Genomic DNA, 25,562 nt, shown 5'->3' on the forward strand with positions numbered 1-25,562 from the left:
CATGACCGGACAATGCATCGCTCCAGACGACCTGGACATGAAGAAGCTCTGGGACAGCACCTGTGAGCTGCCCACCTGCAAACGCGAAACCAGCACCGCCGGCCCCAATCCGAAAACCCGCGTCGAAGTCCCGCTGCTGACCTGCAACTGCCTATGGCGGCGCTTCCAGAAAGAAGCCGAAGACTGGGTCGCCCCCGGCGGCGTCCTCATCGCCGACCCTCAGGCACGCAACCGCAAAATCAACGCCGCGTACGCGCAGTTGTGGCTGGCGGATAACCGATTTCAGTGGGCGGGGCTGGCGGCGTTTGCATCGAAGCAGGTGGGGTGTGGCTTGATCCACGCCACCAAACTGCAAACTGCCATTGCTGCGCAGAAAGCAGCGCTGGAAAAGCTGCGCACCGCCCCATCGGAAACCTTGTTCGAAGGCTTCGGATTCAAGTTCAGCAAAACCAATCCTGAGGTTGAACATGAACTTGAGAAAGCCCGAGCGGCAAACCCGATGCCGACCGAGGACATCACCTTCGGCGACAACCCACGCTCAGTGGTTCAGCAGCAGCTGGATTATGTGTATGAGATGTTGGCGCTAGGTAATACATCGCTGTTTCTGGACGTTTATCCGTTGCACCGGTTTTTTATGGTGCGGGGGTATAAGGAAATGGAGAAGTGTCTGAAGAGCCGGCGCGAGATCGCGAAAGATGTGATTTGGCCGATTGCGAAGAAGGTAGAGTTTGGCGCTGATAATCCTGAGATTTATGCGACCTTTAAAGCCATTGATCAAGGAAACATCTCAGGTAGCGTTGAACAAATGGCGCTCCATGAGCAAGTCAACATTCTTCAGCCAGCGATGTACGACGAAACCCACTTTGCCCTGTTGATGCGAGGGACGCATGGGGGGGACGTAATTTCGGTTGTGACTGGATTGTTGCCGGGGGCTGCCGAAGAGATCCAGCTCACTCTCGCTAGTCAATGTAAAGCGCCTGACAATCGAAAAGTCGCTTTTGGCAGCAATCCGCTGGCTAACCTTGCCGATAAGGATCAGCGAATGGAATTTGTTCTGCGCGCTGCTACTCAATTCAACGAACTGCTTAAACTGCCGTCTTCTCGCGCAAAACTTGAGCAATCCATCCGTGAGATTGCAGCTGGCGGGGGGGTAAAGTGATGCGTAAGCGCAGTTTTTACGTTGCTGCTGTCGTCGTATTAGGAGCTGTCGCGCTAACACTCTATTTCGGAAGAGGTCCGCAACAAATTTCCTTCCACATTGGAAAAACATATGACGATGTCGTGCGCGACTCATCATTTCCTGTAACAGATAAAACTGCCATCTATCCTAGTGATCCCCCTCACCCGAGTTCGACTTGGATCAGTAGCCCAGTAATTATCACTTTCGATGACGAACAACACGGGTTTACGCTGCCCATCACAAAATTTGGTGCAATTGGCTGGTCTGACTTCAAAGCAATCACCCTTTCTACGTCACCAATGCTGGAGACGTTGCCGTTCGATCAAGCAGTGAATCTGCTGGGTAAGCTGCAGCAGATGTTCAAAAAGGCAGGTTGGTCGCCAGAAGCTGTTGAAGGGAATGATTGGCTCAAGACTGAAACCCAAGAAGACAAGACGCATCTCCAGGCCAAACTTTTTGATCAATTGGATGGTGTCATTCTGTTGATCCCCCATAAGTACAGCCTGTTTCTCCACATCAAATGCTATGCACGTTGCGACGAGCGAAATCCCGAAACGGCCAAATATTTGATTGATGTAGGTTTTGGTGAAGACCATTTCAGTGATTGACCGTTTTAAATCGTCTTGGGGCAAATCAGCGACCTTGGCAGGTAAGCATCGGGTATCGCTGGGCGGCTCTACGATTCTGCTGGCAAGTGTCATGGCCTGTGCATGGAGTACCAAGACCCTATCCGTTCATATCGGAAAACCCTACGAACTGGTTATCAAGGACTCAACATTCCCGGTTGAGGATAAAACGGCTATCTATCCAGGTGATCCTAATGATCCTGAGGATCCCGCGCGTCCTGGCTCTACATGGATTAGCAGCCCGACCATCATTGAGTTTGATGACCCTGTTTATGGCTTCAAACTTCCCTCGACAGTATTCGGTGCCGTTACGTATGCAAGTCAGAAAGTTTCGACACTGACGACATCGCCGATGACGGAAACCTTGCCATTTTCAGAGGCTCTGGAACGGTTGGTTGCTACGCAAAGCAACCTCAAATCACGAGGGTGGAAGCTTGAACCTTTGGAACACAATGACTGGTTCAATGCCGATTCTGGTCCAGAACGTGAGCGGCTAAAGACCAAACTCTTTGATCAGGCTGTTGGCATTGATTTGTATGTACCGGGAAAGTACAGCTTGCTGCTGTTGATCAAGTGCTATGCAAGTTGTGACAAGCAAGATCCGGCGACTGCGAAATATTTGATCGATATCAGCGTGGGTCGGGATCGAAGCGGAACATGAGAATTGCTGCACGTGGCGCAGTCGATGCCGGCGCGGAGCAGGGTTTTCCAGAGCATGCTTTCACTCTGCCGCCCACCCTGTTCGAGACTATGGGGTTTGTTCATTGGAAATTTGCTCACCTGACCACTGCGAAGTATTTGATCGACGTGAGCGCTGGAATGGTTTCTACAGTGATTGACCCTGCAAAGCCGTAAACCCTGTGGGAGCGGGCTTGCTCGCGAAGGCGGCGTGTCAGTCAACGATGATGTTGGCTGACCCAGCGCTTTCGCGAGCAAGCCCGCTCCCACAGTTGTTTAGGGCTACTGAAGAATCCGGGGCAGCCGCAATACCTGGAGGAGTGAGCCTGCTCGCGATAGCGGTCCGTCAGTCAGCAACGATGTTGAAGCTGGTCGCCCTATCGCGAGCAGGCTCACTCCTACAGGGGAGCGCGTAGATTTCAGATAGGGTGGATGAACCTGCTTTCATGACACTTTTGTTTCAATCCGCACTTTAGCTGTGCAATGCTGGCGTCCAGTCCGTTAGCCAACTACAGCTTAAGTATCAAAAACGTAGAAACCGCGCGGTACCGTCAACTTGCCCCTCTGGGGCGCTGCTACTACAGGGGGTCTGCATGCTCACCCTGCTCAATTTGCTTTCTGCCGTGGCCCTGCTGATCTGGGGCACGCACATCGTCCGAACCGGCATTCTGCGGGTGTACGGCACCAATCTGCGCCATGTGATCGGTCAGAACATGTCCAAGCGCTGGCTCGCGTTCGTCGCCGGCATCGTCGTGACTGCGATGGTGCAGAGCAGCAACGCCACGGCCATGCTCGTCACCTCCTTCGTTGGTCAGGGCTTGATGGCGCTGACCCCGGCGCTGGCGACCATGCTTGGCGCCGACGTCGGTACCGCGCTGATGGCGCGGGTGCTGACGTTCGACCTGTCGTGGCTGTCGCCGCTGCTGATTTTCCTCGGGGTGATTTTCTTTCTGTCGCGCAAACAGACGCGGCTCGGGCAGATGGGCCGGGTCAGCATCGGTCTGGGGTTGATCATTCTCGCGCTGCAACTGATCGTCGAAGCCGCCGCACCGATTACCCACGCCCAAGGGGTGAAGGTGATCTTTGCTTCGCTGACCGGCGACATCCTGCTCGACGCCTTGGTCGGCGCATTGTTCGCGATGATTTCCTACTCCAGCCTCGCCGCCGTGCTGCTGACCGCGACGCTGGCCGGCGCGGCGGTGATCAGCCTGCCAGTGGCGATCGGTCTGGTGATCGGCGCCAACATCGGCAGCGGCGTGCTGGCGTTCATGAGCACCAGTATGCAGAACGCGGCCGGGCGGCAAGTGGCGTTGGGCAGCCTGCTGTACAAACTGATCGGCCTGCTGCTGATCATCCCGGTGCTCGACCCGCTGGTGCACTGGATGGACGGCCTGGATTTCAGCCCGCAGGAAATGGTCATTGGTTTCCACTTGCTCTACAACACTGCGCGCTGCCTGATCCTGCTGCCCAGCGTCTCGCCGATGGCACGCCTTTGCGCCTGGCTGCTGCCGGAGCGCCCGGAGGTCAACGGCACCGCCAAGCCGCGGCATCTCGATGCGACAGCGCTGGTCACCCCGAGCCTGGCGCTGGCCAACGCCGCCCGCGAGACCCTGCGCATGGGCGACCTGATCGACAACATGCTCGACGCGATGCTCGACGTGCTGCGCGGCAAGCAGACCGCCATCACCCAGGAAATGCGCCGACTGACCGATGACGTCGAAGCGCTGTACAGCGCGATCAAACTGTATCTGGCGCAAATGCCCCGCGAGGATCTCGGCGAACAGGACAGTCGGCGCTGGGCGGAGACCATCGAATTGGCGATCAACCTGAAACTGGCCAGCGACCTGATCGAACGCATGCTGCGCAAGGTGCAGCAGCAGAAGACTTCGCAGCGTCGGTCGTTTTCCGAAGAAGGCCTGGAGGATCTGGCCGGTCTGCATCAGCAACTGATCGCCAACCTGCGCCTGGGCCTGTCAGTGTTTCTCAGTGGCGACAAGGAAAGCGCTCGTCAGCTGTTGCGCGAGAAACGTCGCTTTCGCGCGCAGGAACGGCGTCTGGCCCATGCCCATGTCAGCCGTTTGCAACGTAAGATCGTGCAGAGTCTGGAAACCAGTTCGCTGCACTTGGAGCTGATTGCCGATATGAAGCGCTTGAACTCGCTGTTTTGCAGCAGTGCTTATGTAGTGCTGGAAACGGCCGACACCGGGGCGCTGGAAGCGGATGATATTGCCGACATTACGCATTCGCCTTGAACGTCTGGGGCTGGGGTCAGTCAGTAACATTGATTCAGCCTTAAGACCTTCGCGAGCAAGCTCGCTCCCACATTTGAAATGTATTCCCCTGTGGGAGCGAGCTTGCTCGCGAATGCCGGCCTGAATAGCGACACGGATCTCCAAATCAGCCGTATGGAAGCCTGTTATGCGTTGCCTGTTGTTCGCCTGTCTGTTGCTCGGTTCCCTGCCCGCCTTCGCCGTTGATCGCTTTCAGGTCGAAGGCTATGCGTTGCCCAACGGTTTGCAGCTGTTGCTCAAGCCCGGCACCGAGCGCGGGCATGTGGCGATTCGTCTGGTGGTGGGCGTCGGTCTCGACGATTTCGACTGCGATGAAAAAGAGCTGCCACACCTGCTCGAGCATCTGCTGTTCAGCGGTGTCGACGCCACTGGCGAAGGTGGTCTCGAGGAGCGCATGCAGGCGCTGGGCGGTGAGTGGAACGCATTCACCAGCAATGCCGACACCACATTCGTCATCGAAGCCCCGGCGAAGAACCAGCGCAAGGTCCTCGACCTGCTGCTCGACCTTTTGACCCAGACCCGCATCGACGACAACGCGATCAACGCCGCCAAGCGTGTGGTCGAGCGCGAGGACGGCGGCCACTACACGCGCCTGCAACGCTTTCTCGACCGCCAGGATCTGGGTCACACCGCGAGCAATCAACTGGCCGTGGAATTGGGCCTGAAATGCCCGCAACGCGCCGAGGTCGGTCATCTGACCCAGACGCAACTGGAGAAGGTGCGCAAGACCTGGTACGCGCCGAACAACATGACCCTGATCGTCGTCGGTGAACTCGACAAACTGCTGCCGGCCTATCTGGAACGCACCTGGGGCGCGCTCGAAGCGGTGGAGCCGGCCGAGCACCGTGAGCTGCCGGACATCCGCACCAGCGCCGCCCATGAACGCACCCTCACCCGCAGCTTCATCGGCGACAGCGTCAAGTTGCACTGGCTGGTGCCGGAGCCGATGCTCGACGATCAGTACGACGAGACCTTCGACATCCTCAAGGACTACCTCGACTGGGCGCTGTACCGGCAGATTCGCCTGAATCACGGCTTGTCCTACGGGCCATGGGCCGAGCGCGAAGTGTTTGGCGGGGTCGGCTTCATGAGTCTCAATGCCGACGTCGATCGCGATGATGTCGACGAAGCCCGGCAAGTGCTGGAAGACCTCAAGGCCGATCTGCTGAAAAACGGCCTCGACCCGGACACCTTCGCCCGGATCAAACAGGCGGCCATCGCCCATCAGGCCTGGGCCGTACAAGGCAACAGCGCGATGGCCGACTACTACTGGAGCGCGCTGGGCGATTACGAGGACGGGCGCTTTGCCAACCCGGCCCGGGAGCTGCAAGGCGTGACGCTGGAGACGGCGAACAAGGCCATGCGTGAATTGCTGTTGCAGCCGGGGTATCTGCGGATCGAGAAGCCGTTGCTCAGTGATGATCAGGTGTTGTGGCTGATTGCCGGTGGTCTGGGTGTTTTGCTACTCATCCTGACGGGTTGGCGCTTGCACCGCCGTAAGCCAGCCGAACACTAAACCGGTGGGAGCGGGCTTGCTCGCGAAGGGGCCGTGTCAGTCGACATCATTGCTGAATGACACACCGCCTTCGCGAGCAAGCCCGCTCCCACAGGGATCCGTGCTGATTTTACTGACCGGGAGCCTCGCCACGTCGCCCGGCGGGCGGTACTCTGTCGAGGTTTTTCCCTATCCAGTCGTGAACCGCCACCATGCAGAAAATCCCCCTCCTGATCCAGCGCATTCTCGAGCTGATGAAGCGCTACCCCGGGGTGATTGCGCTTGGCGGTTTCATCTCCGGGGTCGGCAGTTTCATTCTGGTTGATCGCCAGCAGGGGCTGGCGAGCTGGATCACCGTCATCATGCTGCTGAGCTGGATCTGGCTGATGCTGGAAAACACCCTGACCGGCCTGTTCACGCGCATCTTCAAGCGGGAAATCCCCCAACCGCTGCTGCGTTACGCGACGCAGATGATCCACCAGGAAAGCCTGTTTTTCGTCCTGCCGTTCTTCTTCATCACCACCACCTGGAACAGCGGCCAACTGATCTTCACCGGCCTGCTGTGCATCGCCGCGTTGATCTCGATTGTCGATCCGCTCTATTACAAATGGCTGGCGCCACGGCGTTGGGCATTTCTTGCGTTGCACACCCTGACCCTGTTCGCCGCCCTGCTCACCGCGCTGCCGGTGATCATGCACCTGACCACCGCGCAGAGTTTCAAATGGGCGCTGGGCACGGCGGTGGTGTTGTCGTTCCCGAGTCTGGCGTCGATCTTCCCGATCCGCACGGTGCGCAACGCGCTGGCGATTCTGTGCATCACCTTCGGCATCGGCGCGGTCGGCTGGACGCTGCGCTCGTGGGTGCCACCGGCGACGCTGTGGATGACCGACGTGGCGATCAGCACCCAGTTGCAGGATCGCACCCCCGGCGCCAGCCTCGACCAAGTCAGCGCCGAGCAGATCCGCAATGGCGGCCTCTACGCCTACACCGCAATCAACGCGCCGCGCGGGCTGGATGAGCGGATCTACCACGTGTGGCAGTTCGACGGCAAAGAGGTCGACCGCATCGCCCTCGATATCCACGGCGGGCGCAAGGAAGGCTACCGGGCGTGGACGCACAAGCAGAACTTCCCCGGCAACCCGGCGGGCAAGTGGCAGGTGCGGGTGCTGACTGAAGACGGTCAGGTGATCGGCGTGCTGCGTTTCGAAGTGACAGACAGCACAGCGATCAAAGAAAAGTAATCCGGTTCGTGCTATTACGTTAGTTCGCTTAATAGCCGGACAAGCACGGAGCTTATGATCAGCAGCTCAATGAGCGGTAATGCCCAGCTGGACACGTCAATCAGCCCTGCCCGCCTGCGGGTTTCCGGGGACTGGACGCTTGCCCATTACGCCGACCTCAAGCACCTGACCGAAAAACTGACCGGCCAGTACGACGCCGATACCGTGGTCGACCTCAACAGCCTCGGTGCCCTCGACACTGCGGGCGCTTCGTTGCTGGTGGAGCTGCTCGGTTCCGAGCGCCTCGGCAAATCCGCCGAACACCCCGACTGCACGATTTCCCAGGCTGACCGCGCGCTGCTGCAGACTGTGTATCGCTCGCTGACTGATTTCTGTGTGCCGGTCAAAGAGCCGGAAGTCAGCGTCAGCGTGCAACTGCTGACCCGCATCGGGCGCGCCGTGGAAACGGTCTGGCAGGACACCCTGCAAGTGCTGGGTTTCATCGGCCTGATCCTCGAAACCATCGCCCGCAACCTGCTGCGGCCCAAGCGTTGGCGCATCACCCCCGTCGTCGCCCACATCGAACAGACCGGCCTCGACGCCGCGCCGATTGTGGCGCTGCTGACCTTTCTGGTCGGCGCGGTGGTGGCGTTTCTCGGCGCCACGGTGCTGGCCAGTTTCGGCGCGACGATCTTTACCGTGGATCTGGTGGGCTTTTCCTTCCTGCGTGAGTTCGGTGTGTTGCTCACGGCGATCCTGATGGCCGGGCGCACCGCCAGTGCGTTCACCGCGCAGATCGGCTCGATGAAGGCCAACGAGGAGATCGACGCGATCCGCACCCTCGGCCTCGACCCGATGGAGCTGCTGGTGGTGCCGCGCGTGTTGGCGATGCTGGTGGCGCTGCCGATGCTGACCTTTCTGGCGATGCTCTGCGGGATCATCGGCGGAGGCGTGGTGTGTGCAGTGTCGCTGGGGATTTCGCCGGCGATGTTTCTCTCGCTGCTGCAGAGCGACATCGGTATTCAGCACTTTCTGGTCGGCCTGGTGAAAGCGCCGGTCTTTGCCTTCCTGATTGCCACGATCGGTTGCCTGGAAGGCTTCAAGGTCAGCGGCAGCGCCGAATCGGTCGGTGCGCACACCACGTCTGCCGTGGTGCAGTCGATTTTCGTGGTGATCGTGCTCGATGCGGTGGCTGCGCTGTTCTTTATGGAGATGGGCTGGTGAGTCGTCTACCCCGCGCGCCCTCGGAGGCGGTGATCGAAGTCCGTGGCCTGTGCAATCGCTTTGGCAGCCAGAGCGTGCACGAGAATCTCGATCTGGATTTGTACAAAGGCGAAATCCTCGCCGTGGTCGGCGGTTCCGGCAGCGGTAAATCGGTGCTGTTGCGCAGCATTGTCGGCCTGCGCCGGCCCAGCGAAGGCAACGTGAAGGTGTTCGGGCAGAATCTGCCGAGCCTGTCCGAGCATGAGCGTTCGCTGGTCGAGCGGCGCTTTGGCGTGCTGTTCCAGAAAGGTGCGCTGTTCTCCTCGCTGACGGTGACCGAGAACGTCGCCCTGCCGCTGATCGAACACGCGGGATTGAGCCGCAACGACGCCGAGCATCTGGCGGCGGTGAAGCTGGCGCTGGCCGGGCTGCCGCTGTCGGCGGCGGACAAATACCCGGCCTCGCTGTCCGGCGGCATGATCAAGCGCGCCGCGCTGGCGCGGGCCCTGGCGCTGGATCCGGACATCCTGTTTCTCGACGAACCCACCGCCGGCCTCGATCCGATTGGCGCGGCGCAGTTCGATCAACTGATCCTGACCTTGCGCGATGCGCTGGGCCTGAGCGTGTTTCTGGTGACCCACGACCTCGACACGCTCTACACCATCACCGACCGTGTGGCGGTGCTGGCGCAGAAGAAGGTGCTGGTGGCCGGCCCGATCGATGTGGTGTCGGAAACCGATGACGCGTGGATTCACGAATACTTCCACGGCCCGCGTGGCCGCTCGGCGCTGGACGCCGCCAAATTGCTTAACGAGGTCTGACATGGAAACCCGAGCCCATCATGTGTTGATCGGCCTGTTCTCGGTGATAGTGGTTGCAGGCGCCCTGCTCTTCGGCCTGTGGCTGGCCAAGTCCAGCGTCGACAGCGAGTTCAAGGATTATGAAGTGGTCTTCAACGAGGCGGTCAGCGGCCTGTCCAAGGGCAGCCCGGTGCAGTACAGCGGGATCAAGGTCGGTGATGTGGTCAACTTGCGTCTCGACCCGAAAGACCCACGCCGGGTGTTGGCGCGGATTCGTCTGGGCGGTGACACCCCGGTCAAGGAAGACACCGAGGCCAAACTGGCACTGGCCGGGATCACCGGGACCTCGATCATTCAGCTCAGCGGCGGCACCCCGCAGAGCCCGAAGCTGCGTGGGCATGACGGCGATCTGCCGACCATCGTCGCCTCGCCCTCGCCCATTTCCCGGCTGCTCAACGACAGCAACGACCTGATGACCGGCATCACCGCGCTGCTGAGCAATGCCAACCAGATGTTCTCCCCGCAGAACGTCGAGCGTGTCAGCAACACCCTGGCGCATCTGGAGCAGACCACCGGTTCGATCAACGATCAGCGCGGCGACCTGCGTCAGGCCATGCAGCAACTGGCGAGCGTCGGCAAGCAGGCCGGCAGCATGCTCGAGCAAACTTCGGCGTTGATGCGCAACGCCAACGGCCTGCTCAACGATCAGGGCAAGCAGGCGCTGGGCAGTGCCGAGCAGGCGATGAAGTCGCTGGAGCAAAGCAGCGCCACCATCAACGGCCTGTTGAGCAAGAACCAGAACTCCCTCGACAACAGCCTGCAGGGCCTCAATGGCCTGGCGCCGGCGATCCGCGAACTGCGCGAAACCCTGACCTCGCTGCGCGGCATTTCCCAACGCCTGGAGGCCAACCCCAGCGGCTACCTGCTGGGCAGCGACAAGAACAAGGAATTCACCCCATGAAGCTGACTCACTTCGCCCTCCTCGCCAGTTTCACTCTGCTCTCGGCATGCTCGATCCTGCCCAAGGCCGAGCCGTCAGATGTCTATCGCCTGCCCGCCACGCAAGCACCCGCCTCGTCCAGTTCAGCGGCGACCCAGCAGTGGTCGCTGCGCCTGAACAAGTTGCAGGCCAGCGAAGCGCTGAACCGGCCGAACATTGCGGTGATTCCACAGGGTGATGTGATCAGCAGCTACAAGGCCTCGCGCTGGAGCGATCCGGCGCCGGTGCTGGTGCGTAATCGGCTGCTCGATGGCTTTGCCCGCGATGGTCGGGTGACGCTGCTCAGTACCGATGACAGCAACTTCGCTGCAGATCTGGAACTGGGCGGCAGTTTGCAGGCGTTTCAGACCGAGTATCAGGGCAATCAGGCCAGCGTCGTGGTGCGCGTCGATGCGCTGCTGGTGCGCGGCTATGACCAGAAGATCCTCGCCAGCCGCCGCTTTGAAGAGCGCCAGCCTTTGAATGATGTGCAGGTGCCGGCGGTGGTTGCGGAGTTTGGACAGGCCAGTGATCGTCTCACTGCAAAGGTCGTCGCATGGGCTGTTCAGCAAGGGCAGCAGTTCGCCCAACAACCCAGACCTTGAACCTTATACATAACCCCTGTGGGAGCGGGCTTGCTCGCGAAAGCGGTGTGTCAGGCAATACATACGTTGACTGACACACCCTCTTCGCGAGCAAGCCCGCTCCCACAATGGGGATTTGTGGTTAGCCGAAGAACCAGTAGCAGACCCAGATGGCGCCGAGCACGCCGGCCAGCTCCGCCAGCAACGCACAGCCCACCGCGTGCCTTGCGCGCTGAATCCCCACCGCGCCGAAATACACCGCCAGCACATAGAACGTGGTTTCGGTACTGCCCTGAATCGTCGCCGCCACCAGCGCCGGAAAGCTGTCGACACCGGAGGTCTTCATGGTTTCGATTAGCATCGCCCGTGCGGCGCTGCCGGAAAACGGTTTGACCATCGCCGTCGGCAATGCATCGACAAACCTTGTGTCCCAACCGGCCCATTCGATCAGATGACGAATGCCGTCCAGACCAAAGTCCAGCGCCCCGGAAGCCCGTAGCACACCGATGGCGCAGAGCATCGCCACCAGATACGGCAGCAGGTTCTTGGCGACATCGAAGCCCTCTTTGGCGCCCTCGACGAACGCCTCGTAGACCTTCACCTTGCGTATCGCGCCGATCACCAGGAACAGCATGATCAGGCCGAACAGCGTCAGGTTGCCAAGGATCGACGACAGCCCGGCCAGCGCCGTGGCCGACATTGTCGCCAGCAGCGCCATGAAGCCGCCGAGGATCAGTGCGCCAGGAATCAGATAGGCCAGCACCACCGGGTCCCAGATACGCAGGCGCTGCATGAACGCCACCGAAAGGAAGCCGACGATGGTCGAGCAACTGGTCGCCAGCAGAATCGGCAGGAATACCAGGGTCGGATCCGGTGCGCCTTGCTGGGCGCGGTACATGAAGATCGTCACCGGCAGCAGGGTCAGCGACGAGGCGTTGAGCACCAGGAACAGGATCTGCGCGTTGCTGGCGATGGTCGCGCTGGGGTTGAGCTCCTGCAGCGCTTTCATCGCCTTGAGGCCGATTGGCGTGGCGGCGTTGTCCAGGCCCAGGCCGTTGGCGGCGAAGTTCAGGGTGATCAGACCGAGCGCCGGGTGCCCCGCCGGGACTTCCGGCATCAGCCGCAGGAACAGCGGGCCCAGCACTTTCGCCAGCCATTCGACGATCCCGGCCTTCTCGGCGATGCGCAGGAAGCCCAGCCACAGGGTCAGCGTGCCGAACAGCAGCACCATGACCTCGACCGAGAGTTTGGCCATGGCGAAAATGCTTTCCACCATCGCCGCGAAAATCCCGGCGTTGCCACCGACCAGCCACTGCACCAGCGCAGATATTGCCGCCACGACGAAGAAGCCAAGCCACAGGCCATTAAGCATCAGTCAAATCCCCCGGAAGATGCGGCGAATGATAGCGGGGTCGTCAGAAACGACAAACCCCGGATTGCTCCGGGGTTTGTCTGTTCGGCATGCGCCGATCCAATGTGGGAGCGGGCTTGCTCGCGAAAGCGGTGTGTCAATCAACGGAGATGTTGAATGTACCGGCCTCTTCGCGAGCAAGCCCGCTCCCACAAGGGTGTTTGCATTATGGCTTCGAGATCTCGCCAGCCGGCAGTTTTTCCTTGCTGCGCCAGTGCGGCAGGGAGTTCCAGTAGCGCTCGCCCTTGGCGTCGTCGTACATGCCTTCCCAACGCGCGATAACCAGGACTGCCAGAGCGTTGCCGATCACGTTCAGTGCGGTACGCGCCATGTCCATGATGCGGTCGACACCGGCGATGAACGCCAGGCCTTCCAGCGGGATACCGACGCTGCCCAGAGTGGCCAGCAGCACCACGAAGGACACGCCCGGTACGCCGGCGATGCCTTTGGAGGTGACCATCAGGGTCAGCACCAGCAGCAATTGCTGGCTGATCGACAGGTCGATGCCGTACAGCTGCGCAATGAATATTGCGGCGATCGACTGGTACAGGGTCGAACCGTCGAGGTTGAACGAGTAACCGGTCGGTACCACGAAGCTGCAGATGGCTTTCGGTGCGCCGTAGGCTTCCATCTTCTCGATGACGCGTGGCAGCACGGTTTCCGAGGAGGCGGTGGAGTAAGCCAGCACCAGCTCATCCTTGAAGATGCGCATCAGCTTGATCACCGAGAAGCCGAACAGCTTGGCGATCAGGCCCAGCACCACGAAGGCGAAGAAGGCGATGGCGACGTAAACCAGGATCACCAGTTTGGCCAGCGGCAGCAGCGAGGCGAAGCCGAAGTTGGCGACGGTCACCGCGATCAGGGCGAACACGCCGATCGGCGCGTAGTTCATGATCATGTGGGTGACTTTGAACATGCTTTCCGAGACGCCCTGGAACATCTTCACCAGCGGCTCGCGCAGGTCCGACTGCAGGCTCGACAAACCGAGACCAAACAGCACGGAGAAGAAGATGATCGGCAGCATTTCGCCGCGGGCCATGGCCGCGAAGATGTTCGACGGGATCAGATTGAGGATGGTCTCGATGAACGCGTGTTCATGCTGCACTTCGGCGGCGGTCGCCTGGTACTTGGAGATATCCACCGTGCCCAGGGTGCTCATGTCGATGCCGGCGCCCGGGTGGAACACGTTCGCCAGCACCAGACCGACAAGGATCGCGATGGTGGTGACGATTTCGAAATAGATGATGGTCTTCAGGCCGATACGCCCGAGTTTCTTGGCGTCGCCCACGCCGGCAATGCCGACGATCAGGGAGGAGATGACGATCGGGATCACGATCATCTTGATCAGACGGATAAAGATATCGCCTGCCGGTTGCAGGACGTTGCTGATCCACCAGGCTTTTTCGGCACTGAAGTGGTTGAGCAACGCACCAATTGCAATCCCTAAAACCAGACCGATGAGGATCTGCCAGGCGAGGCTGAGTTTTGCCTTCTTCATTATCTTTACCCTTACTTGCGTTTGACTCAGGCACATGCAGGAACTGGAACGCTCTGTCAGCGGAAAAGTCTGTGCATCTGCCTCCGTATAAGGTGCCCCGAAGCGCGTATTTACGGCTCTTCGGCAGGCGAAAAAAGGCGCAACTATTCCGATGCAAGGTTGCGCCGTCTAATGCCGTAAACGCCTACCCTATGCCGAATCGGCATGAGCTTTTTTAAATGAAACTGGCGTCCCAACCGGTTCGATTACGACATTTCAGCCGGCATAAGTGCCGTGAACCGGCCATCACAGCGTAGATTGGTTATTTTTTAAACGAGAAATTTCGACGGAAATTTTAAGAAAAAGCCTACGTTTGCAGACTATATGTCCCACTGTTTAAAGGGATTCTTTCTCGATATACGGTCGCCAGGAAACACCGCGTAATGTTTTCGCACGCAGTGTGAGGCATTCAAAGACGAGCAGGACGCTCTGGATCAATGTTTTTTGCATCGGATAAAGCTCAGCGCAAGTCCGTCGAGCCACTGAGGGTCGGCGAACCTGCGTCGCAGCTTTTACCCTGACCCGGCCCTCGCGCAGGCACTCCCTGTACCCGTAGGTCACTCCGACCCTGTAACAGTCAGAACGTCCCGGCCCCCTGGTCATGCGCCGACCTTCCTCGGGTGGGCGCAATGGAAGGCAGCGAGGCCGCTGCCTTCATGTTCAAACTCAGTACCACTTCGGATCTTTCTTCAGGGTTTCCATCAGCAGATCCTGCATGCCCTGATCGGGCTTGCCGAAGAACCTGTACGTGGCATGTCGCGTTGGCGACTTGTCGGACGGCAGGCCTTCGGGCACATCAACCAGCATGCCGTAGGCATCGTCCTTGTCGAAGCTGAACGCGACGATCAAGCGATGGTTGAGGCACTTGTCTGCATTTTCGCAGAGCGGGCCAACCAGATACTTGTCGCCATCTTCTACCACCGCGTTCATCTGCTGTTCGGAAGTGCCGGACAGGTTCATCACCCATTCCGGCAGGCGTTCTTCGTTCTTTACAACGCCTTGCCAGGTTTCGCGGTATTGCGGGTCGGAGCTGAGCAGCTCATTGACCCGCGCCTGGCCATCATTGGCCGCCATTGCCATGGCACTACCGCCCAGAAGCAGGGCGGCTGCCAGTGTCTTTAGAGCAATCATCGTTAACCTCGGCCGCGACGGCCAAAGAAGAAGGAAGCGATGAACATCACCAGGAACACGACAAAGAGAATCTTGGCGATACCCGTGGCGGTGCCCGCGATACCACCGAAGCCCAGTACGGCGGCGATGATGGCAATGATCAAGAATGTAATTGCCCAGCTCAACATGGTGATTCTCCTTACTTCTCTATTTAGGGATATTGCGTGTTCCGGCGCCAAGCGCCCGAATTCTTCGGTTTGTCAGAAAACCCAACGCTCTTCACGTGGCAGTTGATCCAGCGGCTGTGGCTGATCGACATCCATCATGCGCATCGAGGCGCTTTCTGCCTGACTGCTGCTGACAGCGCTGAAGTGCGTCTGCGTGCTGTGTTGAATCGAGATCAGTGGCTCAGGCTTCTGGCTGTTTTCCCAGCTCAGGTATTGCTGGCAGGCGATCAGGGTGATCAACAGCGCAAGTACGCCAAACAGGCCTTGCTGAATATGCAGTGGCGAGATACGCACTTGGGCGGCACGTTGGCGAGTCATCCTGGGTTCCTCACTCTTATTCGGTTGGGGCAGTGGAATCTGCCCGGGCTGAATGAGGTATTGCAGGCTGCATGCCAGTTTTTTATTTGAAAAATATTCAATAAAATCAATGAGTTATAAGTGTCGAAAATTCAGAGATGGACGCATCCTGCACGATGGGTCATCTGCGGTCGTGCGAAATGCATGATTATTTCGTAGGAGATTTCATTCTTATGGAATTGAGAGCACGTCCCGGATGTCAGAAAAGTACGCAGGAAACTCCCTGCAACTCGGTGATTGTTTAAAAACTCAACAAAATCAACGGATTGGCCGTGAAGGCAGGAGAGAGCTACCCTCCTATGGCTCGCATCGTTCAGAATCAACCATGCAACTTGCCCGATTTTTCCGGGACTAACCCAAGATCAATCACTATGGAGCGTAGGAAAAATGGAATCTGCCACTGAGCATCAAGGCCGCATTCTGCTGGTGGACGACGAGTCCGCCATCCTGCGAACCTTTCGTTACTGCCTCGAAGACGAAGGTTATACGGTGGCCACCGCCAACAGCGCGGCTCAGGCCGAGGCATTGTTGCAACGTCAGGTATTCGACCTGTGCTTCCTTGATTTGCGTCTGGGTGAAGACAACGGTCTCGATGTACTGGCGCAGATGCGCGTTCAGGCGCCATGGATGCGCGTGGTGATCGTCACCGCACACTCGGCTGTCGATACCGCGGTGGACGCGATTCAGGCAGGCGCCGCCGACTATCTGGTCAAACCGTGCAGCCCCGACCAGTTGCGTCTGGCCACCGCCAAGCAACTGGAAGTGCGCCAGCTCTCGGCGCGTCTGGAAGCCCTCGAAGGCGAGATCCGCAAACCCAAGGACGGCCTCGACTCCCACAGCCCGGCGATGAAAGTCGTGCTGGAAACCGCTCGGCAGGTCGCCGGTACCGACGCCAACATCCTTATCCTCGGCGAGTCCGGCACGGGTAAAGGGGAACTGGCCCGGGCCATTCATGGCTGGAGCAAGCGCGAGAAGAAATCCTGCGTGACCATCAACTGCCCGTCGTTGACCGCCGAGCTGATGGAAAGCGAGCTGTTCGGTCATAGTCGTGGTGCGTTTACCGGCGCCAGTGAGAGCACCTTGGGCCGAGTCAACCAAGCAGACGGTGGCACCCTGTTTCTCGACGAGATCGGCGATTTTCCACTGACATTGCAACCCAAGTTGCTGCGGTTCATTCAAGACAAGGAATACGAGCGGGTAGGGGATCCAGTCACTCGCCGTGCCGATGTGCGGATTCTCGCCGCGACCAACCTCAATCTTGAAGACATGGTGCGCGACGGGCGCTTCCGTGAAGACCTGTTGTATCGCCTCAACGTCATCACCCTGCATTTGCCGCCGCTGCGCGAGCGTGCCGAAGACATCCTGACCCTGGCCGACCGCTTCCTCGCGCGCTTCGTCAAGGAATACGCGCGTCCGGCGCGGGGCTTCAGTGACGAGGCGCGCGAAGCACTGCTGGGTTATCGCTGGCCGGGCAATATTCGTGAGCTGCGTAACGTGGTGGAGCGGGCGAGCATCATATGCCCGCAGGAGCGCGTGGAAATCAGTCACCTCGGCATGGCCGAGCAACCGGCGAACAACGCGCCACGGGTCGGCGCGGCGCTGAGTCTCGATGAGCTGGAAAAAGCTCACATTGGCGCGGTGCTGGCGACGGCAGGCACTCTGGATCAGGCAGCGAAAACCCTCGGCATCGACGCGTCGACCCTGTATCGCAAGCGCAAGCAGTACAACCTGTGAGCGCGCGACGATGAAACTGGCGATGAAGTTGCGCACTCGCTTGTTCCTGAGTATTTCTGCGCTGATCACCGTCGCCCTGCTCGGGCTGTTGCTCGGGCTGGTCAGCGTGATGCAGATGGCCGGTACGCAGGAAGCAACGATCCGCAGCAACTTCGTGACCCTCGACCTGGGGCTTAAATTGCGCCAGACCCTCGGCGATCAACTGGTGCTGATGCTGGCCGAAAAGCCCGATCCCGCCGCGTTCGAAGCGTCGAAGCAGCATTACCTGCAATTGCTGGATGAAGGCATTTCGCAGCAGGTGGAGGACGATGGCCGGCAGTACGGGTTTACCCAGGCCAAGGCCGATTACCTGCGTTTCCTGCAGGCGTTCGAGATGTCGCGTGACCCGGGCAATGTGCTCAGTGGCAACAGCGACCTCAGAGAACGCTTCAACATCTTGCGCAACGGTTTGATTACCGAGCACAAGCATGCGCTGGACAACATCAACGCGGTGCAGCATGACGCCCGGGAAAGAGCACTGCTGGTCTCCGGGCTGCTCGGGTTGGTGGGACTGGCGGTGTTGATCATCGGTTTTGTCACGGCCCATGCGATTGCCCGGCGTTTTGGCGCGCCAATCGAGGCGCTGGCGCAAGCGGCGGACAACATCGGCCAAGGCAATTTCGAGGTGACGCTGCCGATTTCCTCGGCGATGGAAATGAACCAGCTGACCAAGCGCTTCGGGCTGATGGCCGAGGCGCTGCGCGAGCATCAGGCGACCAACGTCGATGAGCTGTTGGCCGGTCAGCAGCGTCTGCAGGCGGTGCTCGACAGTATCGACGACGGCTTGCTGATGATCGACCGCGAAGGGCATCTGGAGCACCTCAATCCAGTGGCCCAGCGCCAGTTGGGCTGGGACAGTGATCGTCTCGGCCAGGGTCTCGGCAGTGCGCTGGAGCGCCCCGAGCTCGACGCACAACTGCAACTGGTGCTGCGCGGTGGCACCCTTGAGCGCGCCCCGGAAGATTTGAGCATCGAGGTCGATGGCGAATCACGCTTGCTGACTTACAGCCTGACGCCGGTCAGCCACACCCAGGGGCATATTCTTGGCGCGGTGATGGTGCTGCACGACGTCACCGAGCAGCGGGCTTTCGAGCGGGTGCGCAGCGAGTTTGTACTGCGCGCCTCCCACGAGCTGCGCACGCCGGTCACAGGCATGCACATGGCGTTCGGCCTGTTTCGCGAACGGGCGAAGTTTCCCCCGGAGTCACGCGAGGCGGACCTGCTCGATACGGTCAACGAAGAAATGCAGCGCCTGATGCAGTTGATCAACGACTTGCTCAATTTCTCGCGCTATCAGAACGGTTTGCAGAAGCTCACCCTGGCGCCGTGCTCCATCGAAGACTTGCTGGAGCAGGCGCAATCGCGCTTTGCGGATGCGGCGGCGGCCAAAGGCATTGCCTTGAACGTCGAAGTGCAGGGGCCGTTGCCGCGCCTGCAGGCCGATCAGGCGCAACTCGACCGGGTATTGGATAACCTGATCGATAATGCTCTGCGCCACACTGCCCGCGACGGGCAGATCCGCCTGCAAGCGCGTCGACATGGCGAGCGGGTGATCATCAGCGTCGAAGACAACGGCGAAGGCATTGCCTACGGGCAGCAAGGGCGGATTTTCGAACCGTTCGTGCAGGTCGGGCGCAAGAAGGGCGGCGCCGGGCTCGGTTTGGCGTTGTGCAAGGAAATTGTGCAGTTGCATGGCGGGCGCATGGGCGTCTATTCGCGGCCGGGGCAGGGCACGCAGTTCTACATGGCGCTGGCGGTCTAGGCTTCGTCATCCAGTCGGCGCCCGGCGAGGCGCCGTCCACGGGTGATCAGTTCGATGAACTGCACCGCACTCAAGGCCTGGGCGAACAGCCAGCCCTGACCGAACTTGACTCCCTCACTGCTGAGAAACACGGCTTGCGCTTCATGCTCGATGCCCTCGGCAATCACTTTCAGATCAAGTGCCTGCGCCATGTGAATGATGTGCGGAGCAACGCCGCTGCTGGCCGCGTCATGACCGAGTGCGTCGATGAAGGCCTTGTCGATTTTCAGGCAATCCACCGGCAACGTTTGCAGGTAGGCGAGGCTGCAATAACCGGTGCCGAAATCGTCGATCAGCACCTGATGGCCGACATCGCGCAAGGCTTGCAGGTTTTCCCGCGCGACCACCACGTCGATCAGCCCGCGTTCGGTAACTTCGAAGGCAATCTGCCGCGCCGCGACCCGGTGCAGGGTCAACAGTCTGGCCATGACCTGACCGATGCGCGGCACCATCACGTCGCACGCCGCGAGGTTGACCGAGATGTACAGCTGCGGATTCGCGCGCAGCACCGGCCCCAATTGTTCCAGCAGCCGCTGCAGGACGAAATCGGTCATCTGCCGAATCTGCCCGGTGTTTTCTGCCAATGGAATGAACAGGTCAGGGCTGGTCAGGGTGCCGTCCGGACGACGCCAGCGCAGCAGGGCTTCGGCGCCCACGCAATTGCGGCTGTCGAGGTCGAAGATCGGTTGATACAGCACTTGCAGCTCGCCACGCCGAATCGCACCCTGCAGCTCGGCGTCCAGTGACTGGCGCTGACGCACCAGCAGAAACACGAAGAAGCCGGCAAACGCCCCCAGCAGCAGGCAGGCCGGCACCATCCACCACCAGACCGCGGGAATGTGCATGCCAGTGCGCGGGGTGATCAGCACTAACTGGTATTCCGGATTATTGGTTGGCATGCGGTAGATCAGGCGTGACTGGGTGACTTGCAGGGCCTCGCGGCTCTTGGGTGGCCAGGTTTCGCTCGGTGGCCAGGTCTGCGCGGTGCCGAGTACCGGAATCGCTCGCCTGCCGTGGTCGAGTACCACCAGCAGGCTGCTGTCTGGTGGCAGGTCGACCATGTCGGTCAAATGCCCGCGCGATGTCGCCACACGGAAGTTGCCGCGCCCGAGCATCAGCGCTGCGCGGTTTTCATCGGGTTCGGTGGTGGTGTTGAGCCAGTAGCTATAGGTCGGCCCTTTGATGTCCGGCGCGCGGACCACCGACAGTCCTTCCTGGCGGGGGCGGTTGGAGCAGATCCGCGAGCCGTCCATGTAGGCCGCTTCATAGACGAAGCGATAGTTGAAAGTGACTTGTTGCAGGGTTGCGATCATTTCGTCATCGCAACTGCGCAACGGCTGCGCCTCCAGGTCATCGAGACTTTCGCGCAATTGCCCGAACAATTGCTCGAGCCGGGCCAGAAAGCGCTCGCCCTGGGCGTTCATCTCCTGGCTTTCGTTCTGTTCGATCTGGCGCATGGCGACGAACATTCCGCCGGCGATCAGCAGGCTTGCACTGAGGACAGCCGCGATCATCGCCAAAAACCACGGGCGATAAAACCAGCTACGCAGCGTCGCTCGGGTAGCAACCATCATGGAATATCCGAAGAATTACCAATGAGTTATAGCTGCTGATTTCGATTTCGCCCTGACCGTCGGGCGGGCGTCATTATTTTGTCTGATTGAGTACCAGCAACAACGCCGCCGTTTGTGCGTCCGGCGTACCGTCGAAACGGGAAGGGCGGAAGTGCATCTGGAAGGCTGCCAGTACATGGCGGGTCGCTACGTCCAGCTCGCCGGTCTGCGGGGTGTCATAACCGACGCGCGCCAGTTGCGCCTGGAACCAGCTGATGCTCGGCAGTTCGGCGTTGAACTGCAGCTGCTGCCGCGCCACCGCTTGTTCGTTGGGCCATACGCCCAGGCCTTCGGCGGCCAGACGTTTCCATGGGAACAGCGGGCCGGGGTCCAGTTTGCGCAGGGGCGCGATGTCGCTGTGGCCGATGATATGACGCGGGCTGATGCCTTGGCGCTGGCTGATGTCCTTGAGCAGGACGATCAGCGATTGAATCTGCGCTTCGCTGTACGGGTACCAGAGGCGCCCGGTCGGCGTGTCCTTGAAACCTGGATTGACGATTTCGATGCCGATCGAGCTTGAGTTGAGCCAGGTGCGGCCCTGCCATTGGCTTTCGCCGGCATGCCAGGCGCGTTGGTTTTCATCCATCAGCTTGTAGATGGTGGCGCTCGTGTCGTCGCCGATCAGGTAGTGGCTGCTGACTTCGCCGTGGGTCAGCAGTTGCAGCGAACGCGCGAGCGACGCCGAGGTGTAATGCACGATCACGAACTGCACGCGGCTGTCGTGATTGGCCGATGGATGGCTGGTGTCGTAACGCGGGCCGCTGGCACAACCGGCCAGAACGAGCAGCGACGCGAGGAGGGTAAAAAATTTCATGGCAGGGGGCAGTACACGCAAGACAGTAATGCAACAGTGTAACGTACTGCTTTGCGTATCGACGGCCAATGGGCTGATTTAAACAAAATGGAACAATTACTCAGCCCAGTTCGACCCGGTTGCGTCCGCCGTTTTTAGCGCGGTACAACGCCTGATCGGCTCTTTTAAGCACCAGATCGCTGTGTTCTCCCGGGCGGAACGACGCCAGGCCCATGGAAATGGTGATCGTCACCCGTTCGCCCTTGAAGTGAAACGGGCAGGCTTCGATCGCTGCGCGCAGTGTCTCCAGCAGTTTGGCGCCCACCGCAGGCGTGGTGGCCGGCAGCAGCAGAACGAATTCCTCACCGCCAAAACGGGCAATGAAATCCGCAGCACGCAGGCGTTTGCGCAGCACTGTGGCGATGATCTTCAGCACCTTGTCGCCGGCCAGATGGCCGTAGTTGTCGTTGATGCGCTTGAAATGATCGAGGTCGAGCATCGCCAGACTCAAGGTGTTGCCGTGTTGCTGCCACTGCTTGATCTCGTGCTCCAGCCGCTCGCTCCAGGCAGCGCGGTTGGGCAGGCCGGTCAGCGGATCGATCAGGGCTTTCTGCCGCTGTTCTTCCAGGTGCTCGCGGAAGCCCAGAGCTTCCTGCTCCATGTGCGCGACACGCTCGGCCAGACCCTTAAGGCGTGCCGCCACTTCCTGCTCGCGGGCATCGCGTTGTTTCTGGTGCTGGTCCATGGTGCCAAGCAGGCCTTCGAGATGGTTCTCCAGCACCTGCTTGAGATCATCCAGATCGGCCGCTTCCTGCACGCTGGTCTGCAAGCCGTCGACTTGCTCGCGAATCTGCGTGTCCATCGCCCGCGCCGCCGAGCTGTTGTCAGCGTGGCCCTCGCTGGCGGCCTGCAGATTGCTCTGGAACGCTTCGAGGCGCTCGTTGAGCTGCTGCAGATAGGCTTCGAATTCGTGCTGGCCGCTGTCGGTGATCGCCAGCATCAACGTCGCCAGATCGTCGAGGATCGGTAGCAGTTCGTACCAGTTCAAACCATTTTTCAACCGATCACGCATCGCCTCGGCCTGCGGGCGATGGCGCTCGGGCAAGGTCAGGTCGTCGAGCAGCCCGATCAGCGTGTCTTCGATGTGTTTGGCCACCGAGCTGTAAGACGGCTCCGGCGAGTCGGGCAGGGCATACAGAATGTCCTGCTCGGGTTGCTCCGGATCGATGGCGGCCAAGGCCTGGGCAATCGGTTCGGGCAGGGGCAGGCTGTCGAGGAGTAACGGTGCCGGGATGTCACCCGGGTGGATCAACTCGTCGGGGTTGAACGTGGCAGCAGGCGGTGGCGCTGTAATAGGGGTGTTCGGCTGTTTCGCTTCAGGTTCGGTTACTGGTAGTGCAGGTGCAGCAACCGGTGCGCTGATCGGCTCTGCAGCAATGACCGGTGGCGCGAACGCGACCACAGCTGATTCGGCCTCGGGCTGCACTGCTGGCGTTTGCTTATGCTCGGCCTCTGGTGGTTGCGCGATGGCTGCTGCGGTGACGGTTGCTGCCGGAATTGGCTCGACCGCCGGGGTTGGTGGGGGGACCGGCTCTGGCGCAGTTTCAGCGTTGTTCGGCGTTGGCGTCTGAGGCTGAGCCTGTTCCGGTGCCTCTGGCACCCCTTCACTGTCTCGACTGCCAAACAGGCGCTGCAAAAAGCCCGGCCGCTCCGGCTCGGGCGGCGTTTCCAGCTGGCTCAGCGCCTTACCCTGCAGGCCACTGAGTTCGCTCAGCAGCAACGGCATTTCCCGCGCCTGGCCGACCCGACTGTCGAGTTGCTTGGCGAATTTCTTCAGCGGTTGCGCGACTTCCCGTGGCAGCGGCAACGCTTGCAGTTGGGTGACCAGCGCGGTCAGCGCGGTGCTGACCTGATCGATCCGGGTCTCGCGGCGCTGCTCCGAGTCCAGTACGGCTTTTTCCAGGCGCGGCAGCAGAGCAGCGAGGCCGGCGTCCATGTCGTCGGTGCGCACTACGTCGCGCATCTCTTTCATGCACTGATCAACGACCTTGTCGGTACCTTCAGCGGCCAGCGTGCTGCGCACCAGGCCGCGGCGCAGCAAGTCGAGCCGGGCGGCCCAGCGACGTTCGAGCTTGTCCTGTTGTTCGATGCTTTTGAGGTACTTCTCTTTCCAGCGCTGGGCGTCGTCGCTCATTCAGGGGTTCCGCGAGGGGCAGGACTCAACGCGGGCAATGCATCGGCCGTGAGCGAACCCGGCAGACGAATCTCTACCGCGACCGGCAGGTGATCGGAAATGGGTTGGGCCAGCACTTCGACCTTTTCCAGGGTCAGGGTCGGGCTGAGCAAAATATGATCAAGGCATCGCTGCGGCCGCCAGCTGGGAAACGTGGCTTGCATCTGCGGGGCCAGCAGGCCGAGATCGCGTAACGGTGACTGTTGTAGCAGATCACTGGCATGGGTGTTCATGTCGCCCATCAATATCTGGTGCTTGTAGCCACTGATCAGATCGCGAATATAGGCCAGTTGCAGGCTGCGGACCCGGGCGCCGAGGGCCAGGTGCATCATCACCACCACCAGCGCTTCCGGGCCTTCGCCGAAACGCAGGAGGATTGCGCCGCGACCTTTCGGGCCGGGCAGCGGATGATCTTCGATCGCCCACGGCTTCAGGCGACTGAGCACGCCATTGCTGTGCTGGGCCAGTCGGCCAAGGTTGCGATTGAGCTGTTGATACCAGTAGGGGAAGGCGCCGAGATGGGCCAGATGTTCGACTTGATTGACGTAGCCCGAACGCAGGCTGCCGCCATCGGCTTCCTGCAGGGCGACCAGATCGAAGTCGCCGAGCAGGTCGCCGATCTTTTGCAGATTGCCTGAGCGCCCGGTGTGCGGCAGCAGGTGCTGCCAGCTGCGGGTCAGGTAATGCCGATAGCGCTCGGTGCTGATGCCGACCTGGATATTGAAACTGAGCAAGCGCAGACGCTGGTCCGCTGGCAGGCCCGTGGATGCCAGGTGGTGCTCGTTGACCTGCGGATCGTGCAGGCCAACGGTGCGTTCGGTCTTCCAGCGGCGCATGGCGGTTGCCGCGCTTAGTTGGCAGCAGCCTTGTTAGCCGCTCGCTCTTTGGCGACCAGTTGATCGGCCAGTTGCAGAGCCTGTTCGGCACCACCGGCAGAGCCGATGTCGAAGCGGTACTTGCCGTTGACGATCATGGTTGGAACGCCAGTGATCTCGTACTTCTTGGCCAGTTCCTTGGCTTTTACGATCTGACCTTTGATGGCGAAGGAGTTGAAAGTTGCCAGGAACTTGTCCTTGTCGACGCCTTGGGTGGCCAGAAATTCAGCCATGTCTTGTGGGTCGGTCAGCTTCTTGTGTTCTTTCTGGATAGCGTTGAACACCGCGTTGTGAACCTTGTGCTCGACACCCATCGCTTCCAGGGTCAGGAACATCTGACCGTGAGCGTCCCATGGGCCGCCGAACATCGCAGGAATGCGCACGAAGTTGACGTCCTTGGGCAGCTTCTCGACCCATGGGTTGATCACCGGCTCGAATGCGTAGCAGTGCGGGCAGCCGTACCAGAACAGCTCCACTACCTCGATCTTGCCTGGTTCTGCCACTGGCACCGGGTTAGCCAGTTCGACATAAGGTGCGGCAGGGGCTTCAGCGGCCTGGGCGGTCACGCCGAACAGGCTGGCAGCGACGAGAGCGGCGCTGATGATCAGATTACGCATGCTTTACTCCTGGACAATTTTGGTCGCCTCGCGCGACCTGTTTTCAGACAGGTCCTGGCGGGCATGAGTTCTGTAGTGTAACGGCAGCGGCCACAAAAAAGGGCGGCCAAAGCCACCCTTTTTATACTTGCTGCGACGGATTAATCGAGCGTTAACGTT

General features: G+C 60.1%; 23 protein-coding genes. 13 read left to right on the plus strand and 10 right to left on the minus strand.

Features of this window, described 5'->3' with window-relative positions:
- Position 1: 1 nt before the first annotated feature.
- From ACS4NR_RS22010 to ACS4NR_RS22060, 11 genes are all read left to right on the plus strand, one after another.
- Positions 2-1,159, plus strand: coding sequence for a DUF2515 family protein (locus ACS4NR_RS22010; protein ID WP_095139762.1), 1,158 nt, complete (start codon positions 2-4; stop codon positions 1,157-1,159).
- Positions 1,159-1,788 carry a hypothetical protein gene (locus ACS4NR_RS22015; protein ID WP_095139761.1) on the plus strand — a complete coding sequence of 210 codons (630 nt, stop codon included), beginning with the start codon at positions 1,159-1,161 and terminating at the stop codon, positions 1,786-1,788. The genes ACS4NR_RS22010 and ACS4NR_RS22015 overlap by 1 nt, the downstream gene beginning before the upstream one ends.
- Positions 1,766-2,467 (plus strand): hypothetical protein, encoded by a 702-nt coding sequence (locus tag ACS4NR_RS22020; protein ID WP_253151915.1) that lies wholly within the window; start codon positions 1,766-1,768, stop codon positions 2,465-2,467. Before ACS4NR_RS22015 ends, ACS4NR_RS22020 begins: the two co-directional genes overlap by 23 nt.
- Positions 2,464-2,661 (plus strand): hypothetical protein, encoded by a 198-nt coding sequence (locus ACS4NR_RS22025; RefSeq protein ID WP_095139759.1) that lies wholly within the window; start codon positions 2,464-2,466, stop codon positions 2,659-2,661. Before ACS4NR_RS22020 ends, ACS4NR_RS22025 begins: the two co-directional genes overlap by 4 nt.
- Before the next feature lie 416 nt (positions 2,662-3,077).
- A complete protein-coding gene (locus ACS4NR_RS22030; protein WP_443533437.1) occupies positions 3,078-4,736 on the plus strand; it encodes a Na/Pi cotransporter family protein in 1,659 nt (552 codons plus the stop codon).
- 166 nt (positions 4,737-4,902) lie between these two features.
- Positions 4,903-6,291 (plus strand): M16 family metallopeptidase, encoded by a 1,389-nt coding sequence (locus ACS4NR_RS22035; protein ID WP_456018339.1) that lies wholly within the window; start codon positions 4,903-4,905, stop codon positions 6,289-6,291.
- A 191-nt stretch (positions 6,292-6,482) separates the two neighbouring features.
- Entirely contained in the window at positions 6,483-7,511 is a 1,029-nt protein-coding gene (locus ACS4NR_RS22040; protein ID WP_456018340.1) for a DUF5924 family protein, read from the plus strand.
- Between the two features lie 54 nt (positions 7,512-7,565).
- Positions 7,566-8,714: an MlaE family ABC transporter permease gene (locus ACS4NR_RS22045; protein ID WP_204893927.1), complete on the plus strand. Its 1,149-nt coding sequence runs from the start codon at positions 7,566-7,568 to the stop codon at positions 8,712-8,714.
- Positions 8,711-9,514 carry an ABC transporter ATP-binding protein gene (locus tag ACS4NR_RS22050; protein WP_041073657.1) on the plus strand — a complete coding sequence of 268 codons (804 nt, stop codon included), beginning with the start codon at positions 8,711-8,713 and terminating at the stop codon, positions 9,512-9,514. Before ACS4NR_RS22045 ends, ACS4NR_RS22050 begins: the two co-directional genes overlap by 4 nt.
- A gap of 1 nt (position 9,515) precedes the next feature.
- Complete coding sequence (locus tag ACS4NR_RS22055; RefSeq protein ID WP_456018341.1) at positions 9,516-10,454, plus strand: MlaD family protein; 939 nt, start codon at positions 9,516-9,518, stop codon at positions 10,452-10,454.
- Entirely contained in the window at positions 10,451-11,077 is a 627-nt protein-coding gene (locus tag ACS4NR_RS22060; protein ID WP_456018342.1) for an ABC-type transport auxiliary lipoprotein family protein, read from the plus strand. The genes ACS4NR_RS22055 and ACS4NR_RS22060 overlap by 4 nt, the downstream gene beginning before the upstream one ends.
- A gap of 121 nt (positions 11,078-11,198) precedes the next feature.
- On the opposite strand, the gene ACS4NR_RS22065 is transcribed toward ACS4NR_RS22060, so the two are convergent.
- The 5 genes from ACS4NR_RS22065 to ACS4NR_RS22085 form a co-directional block, all read right to left on the minus strand.
- Entirely contained in the window at positions 11,199-12,428 is a 1,230-nt protein-coding gene (locus ACS4NR_RS22065; RefSeq protein WP_456018343.1) for a nucleoside recognition domain-containing protein, read from the minus strand.
- A gap of 205 nt (positions 12,429-12,633) precedes the next feature.
- Positions 12,634-13,965, minus strand: a complete 1,332-nt coding sequence (gene gltP, locus ACS4NR_RS22070; protein WP_038364978.1) for a glutamate/aspartate:proton symporter GltP — start codon at positions 13,963-13,965, stop codon at positions 12,634-12,636.
- Between the two features lie 705 nt (positions 13,966-14,670).
- The gene (locus ACS4NR_RS22075; protein ID WP_330205713.1) at positions 14,671-15,135 is read right to left on the minus strand and encodes an inhibitor of vertebrate lysozyme family protein; all 465 of its coding nucleotides are present in this window, start codon (positions 15,133-15,135) and stop codon (positions 14,671-14,673) included.
- A 2-nt stretch (positions 15,136-15,137) separates the two neighbouring features.
- The gene (locus ACS4NR_RS22080) at positions 15,138-15,302 is read right to left on the minus strand and encodes a DUF1328 domain-containing protein (RefSeq protein ID WP_003177151.1); all 165 of its coding nucleotides are present in this window, start codon (positions 15,300-15,302) and stop codon (positions 15,138-15,140) included.
- Positions 15,303-15,374: 72 nt separating this feature from the next.
- Positions 15,375-15,659, minus strand: a complete 285-nt coding sequence (locus ACS4NR_RS22085) for a hypothetical protein (protein ID WP_047297449.1) — start codon at positions 15,657-15,659, stop codon at positions 15,375-15,377.
- A 426-nt stretch (positions 15,660-16,085) separates the two neighbouring features.
- Here ACS4NR_RS22085 and algB point away from each other — a divergent pair, with 426 nt between their 5' ends.
- Together algB and ACS4NR_RS22095 are read left to right on the plus strand one after the other, a co-directional pair.
- The gene (algB, locus tag ACS4NR_RS22090; protein WP_003220286.1) at positions 16,086-17,432 is read left to right on the plus strand and encodes a sigma-54-dependent response regulator transcription factor AlgB; all 1,347 of its coding nucleotides are present in this window, start codon (positions 16,086-16,088) and stop codon (positions 17,430-17,432) included.
- A gap of 10 nt (positions 17,433-17,442) precedes the next feature.
- Positions 17,443-19,233, plus strand: coding sequence for a KinB sensor domain-containing domain (locus ACS4NR_RS22095; protein WP_166495113.1), 1,791 nt, complete (start codon positions 17,443-17,445; stop codon positions 19,231-19,233).
- On the opposite strand, the gene ACS4NR_RS22100 is transcribed toward ACS4NR_RS22095, so the two are convergent.
- The 5 genes from ACS4NR_RS22100 to ACS4NR_RS22120 all read right to left on the minus strand — a co-directional run bounded on the left by ACS4NR_RS22100 (position 19,230) and on the right by ACS4NR_RS22120 (position 25,403).
- Positions 19,230-20,843: an EAL domain-containing protein gene (locus ACS4NR_RS22100; RefSeq protein ID WP_456020405.1), complete on the minus strand. Its 1,614-nt coding sequence runs from the start codon at positions 20,841-20,843 to the stop codon at positions 19,230-19,232. The two genes, ACS4NR_RS22095 and ACS4NR_RS22100, sit on opposite strands and share 4 nt — an antisense overlap.
- Positions 20,844-20,919: 76 nt before the next feature.
- Positions 20,920-21,699, minus strand: a complete 780-nt coding sequence (locus tag ACS4NR_RS22105; RefSeq protein WP_456018345.1) for an N-acetylmuramoyl-L-alanine amidase — start codon at positions 21,697-21,699, stop codon at positions 20,920-20,922.
- Positions 21,700-21,799: 100 nt separating this feature from the next.
- Entirely contained in the window at positions 21,800-23,872 is a 2,073-nt protein-coding gene (locus ACS4NR_RS22110) for a diguanylate cyclase (RefSeq protein WP_456018346.1), read from the minus strand.
- On the minus strand, positions 23,869-24,747 hold the full coding sequence (locus tag ACS4NR_RS22115) for an endonuclease/exonuclease/phosphatase family protein (RefSeq protein ID WP_095139745.1): 879 nt from the start codon (positions 24,745-24,747) through the stop codon (positions 23,869-23,871). Before ACS4NR_RS22115 ends, ACS4NR_RS22110 begins: the two co-directional genes overlap by 4 nt.
- Positions 24,748-24,761: 14 nt before the next feature.
- Positions 24,762-25,403, minus strand: coding sequence for a thiol:disulfide interchange protein DsbA/DsbL (locus ACS4NR_RS22120; RefSeq protein ID WP_095139744.1), 642 nt, complete (start codon positions 25,401-25,403; stop codon positions 24,762-24,764).
- Between the last annotated feature and the right edge of the window lie 159 nt (positions 25,404-25,562).

Source organism: Pseudomonas sp. JQ36 (assembly GCF_053851495.1).

What these genes read in the sequence shown, in the direction of transcription:
- ACS4NR_RS22010 (WP_095139762.1), top strand. Translation starts at nt 2, where the DNA reads ATGACCGGACAATGCATCGCTCCAGACGACCTGGACATGAAGAAGCTC.
- ACS4NR_RS22015 (WP_095139761.1), top strand. Translation starts at nt 1,159, where the DNA reads ATGCGTAAGCGCAGTTTTTACGTTGCTGCTGTCGTCGTATTAGGAGCT.
- ACS4NR_RS22025 (WP_095139759.1), top strand. Translation starts at nt 2,464, where the DNA reads ATGAGAATTGCTGCACGTGGCGCAGTCGATGCCGGCGCGGAGCAGGGT.
- ACS4NR_RS22030 (WP_443533437.1), top strand. Translation starts at nt 3,078, where the DNA reads ATGCTCACCCTGCTCAATTTGCTTTCTGCCGTGGCCCTGCTGATCTGG.
- ACS4NR_RS22035 (WP_456018339.1), top strand. Translation starts at nt 4,903, where the DNA reads ATGCGTTGCCTGTTGTTCGCCTGTCTGTTGCTCGGTTCCCTGCCCGCC.
- ACS4NR_RS22040 (WP_456018340.1), top strand. Translation starts at nt 6,483, where the DNA reads ATGCAGAAAATCCCCCTCCTGATCCAGCGCATTCTCGAGCTGATGAAG.
- ACS4NR_RS22045 (WP_204893927.1), top strand. Translation starts at nt 7,566, where the DNA reads ATGATCAGCAGCTCAATGAGCGGTAATGCCCAGCTGGACACGTCAATC.
- ACS4NR_RS22055 (WP_456018341.1), top strand. Translation starts at nt 9,516, where the DNA reads ATGGAAACCCGAGCCCATCATGTGTTGATCGGCCTGTTCTCGGTGATA.
- ACS4NR_RS22060 (WP_456018342.1), top strand. Translation starts at nt 10,451, where the DNA reads ATGAAGCTGACTCACTTCGCCCTCCTCGCCAGTTTCACTCTGCTCTCG.
- ACS4NR_RS22065 (WP_456018343.1), bottom strand. Translation starts at nt 12,428, where the DNA reads ATGCTTAATGGCCTGTGGCTTGGCTTCTTCGTCGTGGCGGCAATATCT.
- gltP (WP_038364978.1), bottom strand. Translation starts at nt 13,965, where the DNA reads ATGAAGAAGGCAAAACTCAGCCTCGCCTGGCAGATCCTCATCGGTCTG.
- ACS4NR_RS22075 (WP_330205713.1), bottom strand. Translation starts at nt 15,135, where the DNA reads ATGATTGCTCTAAAGACACTGGCAGCCGCCCTGCTTCTGGGCGGTAGT.
- ACS4NR_RS22080 (WP_003177151.1), bottom strand. Translation starts at nt 15,302, where the DNA reads ATGTTGAGCTGGGCAATTACATTCTTGATCATTGCCATCATCGCCGCC.
- ACS4NR_RS22085 (WP_047297449.1), bottom strand. Translation starts at nt 15,659, where the DNA reads ATGACTCGCCAACGTGCCGCCCAAGTGCGTATCTCGCCACTGCATATT.
- algB (WP_003220286.1), top strand. Translation starts at nt 16,086, where the DNA reads ATGGAATCTGCCACTGAGCATCAAGGCCGCATTCTGCTGGTGGACGAC.
- ACS4NR_RS22095 (WP_166495113.1), top strand. Translation starts at nt 17,443, where the DNA reads ATGAAACTGGCGATGAAGTTGCGCACTCGCTTGTTCCTGAGTATTTCT.
- ACS4NR_RS22100 (WP_456020405.1), bottom strand. Translation starts at nt 20,843, where the DNA reads ATGGTTGCTACCCGAGCGACGCTGCGTAGCTGGTTTTATCGCCCGTGG.
- ACS4NR_RS22105 (WP_456018345.1), bottom strand. Translation starts at nt 21,699, where the DNA reads ATGAAATTTTTTACCCTCCTCGCGTCGCTGCTCGTTCTGGCCGGTTGT.
- ACS4NR_RS22110 (WP_456018346.1), bottom strand. Translation starts at nt 23,872, where the DNA reads ATGAGCGACGACGCCCAGCGCTGGAAAGAGAAGTACCTCAAAAGCATC.
- ACS4NR_RS22115 (WP_095139745.1), bottom strand. Translation starts at nt 24,747, where the DNA reads ATGCGCCGCTGGAAGACCGAACGCACCGTTGGCCTGCACGATCCGCAG.
- ACS4NR_RS22120 (WP_095139744.1), bottom strand. Translation starts at nt 25,403, where the DNA reads ATGCGTAATCTGATCATCAGCGCCGCTCTCGTCGCTGCCAGCCTGTTC.